Origin of the sequence: Streptomyces sp. NRRL WC-3549 (assembly GCF_000721935.1) — a bacterium.
In the GTDB taxonomy this organism is placed as follows: domain Bacteria; phylum Actinomycetota; class Actinomycetes; order Streptomycetales; family Streptomycetaceae; genus Streptomyces.
Genome location: NZ_KL585387.1, coordinates 148,835 through 151,688, shown reverse-complemented (window position 1 = coordinate 151,688; position 2,854 = coordinate 148,835). Strand labels below are relative to the sequence as shown.

The window sequence follows — 2,854 nt, the reverse complement described above, 5'->3', positions numbered from 1 at the left end:
CACGGCCGGCGGCGGCGGGAATGGATGAACGGCCCTGCGGCTTCTCCCTCATGGCAGGGACGTCTACCAGGCCCCAGCCGGGAACACCCAATCCATGGCCGGACAGGAGTCCCCGTGCCACACCGTGTCGTCGTCCTCGCCCTCGACGGGCTGCTCCCCTTCGAACTGGGCATACCCCAAAGGATTTTCGGTCTCGCGCGGCACCCGGGTCCGCGCGACCGGGGCGGGAAGCTGTACGAGGTGGTGACCTGCTCGGTCCGTCCGCCGGGGCCCGTCCTGACCGACGCGGACTTCCACATCGTCGTGGAGCACGGCCCGGAGGCGCTGGCCACCGCCGACACCGTCGTCGTCCCGGCCTCCTACGAGCTCGGCCCGGTACACGAGGAGGGCAGACTCACCCCCCAACTGGCCGCCGCCCTCGCGCACATCAGGCCCGGCACGCGGATGGTCTCCATCTGCACGGGGGGTTACGTCCTCGCGGCGGCCGGGTACCTCGACGGGCGCCCGGCCACCACGCACTGGGCCTCCGCCGAGCACTTCCAGCGGCTCTTCCCCCGGGTCCGCGTCGATCCGGACGTGCTGTTCATCGACGACGGCGACGTCCTGACCTCGGCCGGTGTGGCCGCCGGGATCGACCTCTGCCTGCACATCGTGCGGGAGGACCACGGCACCGCGGTGGCCAACGACGTCGCCCGGCACACCGTCGTCCCCCCGCACCGCGACGGCGGCCAGGCGCAGTTCGTCCGGCGGCCGCTGCCCGAGGCGGGGTCGGCCACCACGGCCGCGGCACGGGCCTGGGCGCTCGGCAGGCTGGAACGGCCCATCCTGCTGCGGGACATGGCCCAGCAGGAGTCCATGAGCGTGCGGACGTTCACCCGCCGCTTCCGTGACGAGGCCGGCGTCAGTCCGGGGCAGTGGCTGACGCAGCAGCGGGTGGAGCGGGCACGGCACCTGCTGGAGTCCACGGACCTGTCGGTCGACCAGGTGGCACGCGACGCGGGCTTCGGTACGGCGACCTCCCTGCGCCAGCATGTGCAGGCGGCGCTGGGCGTGCCGCCGACGGTCTACCGGCGGACGTTCCGCGCGCGGGGCGCGGAGGGGGCCCGGGCACGCTGAGCCGGGCCCGGCCGGGTCCGGCCCCCGGTACGGGACCTTCGCCCACGGACTCCGGCGCCCTCAGACGCGCGCGCCGCCCCGGGCGTCCGACTGCCCGCCCGGGGTCACCGGGGCACCCCGGTCGATCTCGCACCAGATGCGCTTCCCCGCGCCCTCCGGCTGCCAGCCCCAGCGGTCGGCCAGGCCGTCCACCAGCTCCAGTCCACGGCCGCCGGTGTCCTCACCCGCCGCGCGCCGCGGCCGGGGCGGGCGACAGCTGGCGTCGGCCACCTCGACCCGGACCGTCCCCGCCGACTCCGCGGAGCCGAACAGCATCCGCAGTACGGCGGCGGGGCAGCCCGTGTGGACCACCGCGTTGGTCACCAGCTCCGAGATCAGCAGGACGAGCGTCTCGGCGAGCGAGTCGTCGTCCTCCCATCCGGATCCGGCCAGGCGCGACCGCGCCCATCTCCGGGCCCGTCCCACTTCCGCGGGATCCGGCCCCACTTCCAGCTGAACCTGAAGCACCTGCACCGCTCACACCATCCGAACCGGCGGACACATCGCCTCGCGCATCCTCGGGGTCACGGAACGTGACTCCCCTACGAGACAGCATGGTTGACGTACAGTCACCGCAACAAGCGCTTCGGGCATATTCCAACGTGAAGGAGTACCCGTGGTGCATACTGTGCGACGCACGCTGCGGTGAGTCGAACAGGGGCGCGCCGGCGCTTCGGGGATCGGCTCCCCGGCAGGTCCGGCCCTGCCCCTCGGTCCGCGAGCGGGGCGCCGTCCCGGGACCGGAGCGACCCCACGGGCCACCCCCGGAGTCTCCGGTTCCACCACCACTCGCACCCCACGGAGCGTACCCGAGCGGAACGTCCGACTCCGCCCGGTGACCGCTCCGGACGAGAGTTCGGACCACCTCCGACTGCGCTGCGTCACCCCTCGGCCAGGGCCGGTCGGGACCCGCCGGGCGCTCCTCAGGCGTCCGGCGCGATCACGGTGAAGTACGCGGAGAACGCGGCGACCGCGTCCTGCTCGGCGACCCGGCCGTCCTGGTCGGTGTCCAGGCTCCGGGCCGCCACGCCCGCGACGTCGGCCCCGGCGCCCAGCACCCGCAGGGCCCGCTCCACGGCTGCGACCGGGGCCGCCCCCGTGGGGCCGTCCCCGCCCGCCACGGCGAGGGCGGCCCGCAGGAAGGGCCGGGCGATCTCCGCGAAGCGCTCGGGACTGTCGCGCAGCCGCTTCACCGCGCCGCCCACGAACTCCTCGCGGCTGACCCGCTGGTCGCCGTCCACGTCGGCGATCCCCGCCATGCCCTGCCAGAAGGCCTCCGCGCCCGAGTAGAGCGCCTGCCCCTTGTCGCAGCGGGCCCTCGTACCGAACTCTGCGAGCAGACGGGCCGCCGCGGCGTCGAAGTCGGCACGGTCGATGTAACCGTTGCCGTCCTGGTCGAAGGCGGCGAAACGGTGAGCGATCTTGCGCTCGTACTCTGCGCTGTCCATGCCCGGAGCGTACGACGTGGCGCGGCGCCCCGTGTCACCCCCGCTCGCCGACGGCGTCACAACCGGGTGACGGGGCCACAACCGGGTGACGGCGCACCGCGTTTCACGCGGTGAGCGGCCGGGAGATCCCGTCGGTGGCCGAGTCGGCGTCGGCGTAGACCTCGAAGAGCCTGCGTACCCCGAGAGCGCCGAGCACCTTGTTGACGTGGGAGCCGTCCTCCGCGCCGCGGGCCGGGAGTATCAGCCGCAGG

The 2,854-nt window shown here is 74.1% G+C and carries 3 protein-coding genes and 1 pseudogene; 1 reads left to right on the top strand and 3 read right to left on the bottom strand.

What is annotated here, in order from left to right; genetic code table 11:
* Positions 1–114: 114 nt before the first annotated feature.
* On the top strand, positions 115–1,116 hold the full coding sequence (locus IH13_RS0106050) for a GlxA family transcriptional regulator (RefSeq protein ID WP_031081669.1): 1,002 nt from the start codon (positions 115–117) through the stop codon (positions 1,114–1,116).
* Between the two features lie 60 nt (positions 1,117–1,176).
* On the opposite strand, the gene IH13_RS0106045 is transcribed toward IH13_RS0106050, so the two are convergent.
* The 3 genes and pseudogenes from IH13_RS0106045 to IH13_RS0106035 all read right to left on the bottom strand — a co-directional run.
* Positions 1,177–1,629, bottom strand: a complete 453-nt coding sequence (locus tag IH13_RS0106045) for an ATP-binding protein (protein ID WP_031081667.1) — start codon at positions 1,627–1,629, stop codon at positions 1,177–1,179.
* Positions 1,630–2,078: 449 nt separating this feature from the next.
* Positions 2,079–2,603, bottom strand: a complete 525-nt coding sequence (locus tag IH13_RS0106040) for an EF-hand domain-containing protein (RefSeq protein ID WP_031081665.1) — start codon at positions 2,601–2,603, stop codon at positions 2,079–2,081.
* A gap of 103 nt (positions 2,604–2,706) precedes the next feature.
* Positions 2,707–2,854, bottom strand: a pseudogene (locus IH13_RS0106035) (anti-sigma factor antagonist); the annotation flags it as partial.

Bases quoted from the DNA above. Each gene is read 5' to 3' on its own strand.
- IH13_RS0106040 (WP_031081665.1), bottom strand. From the start codon at position 2,603: ATGGACAGCGCAGAGTACGAGCGCAAGATCGCTCACCGTTTCGCCGCC.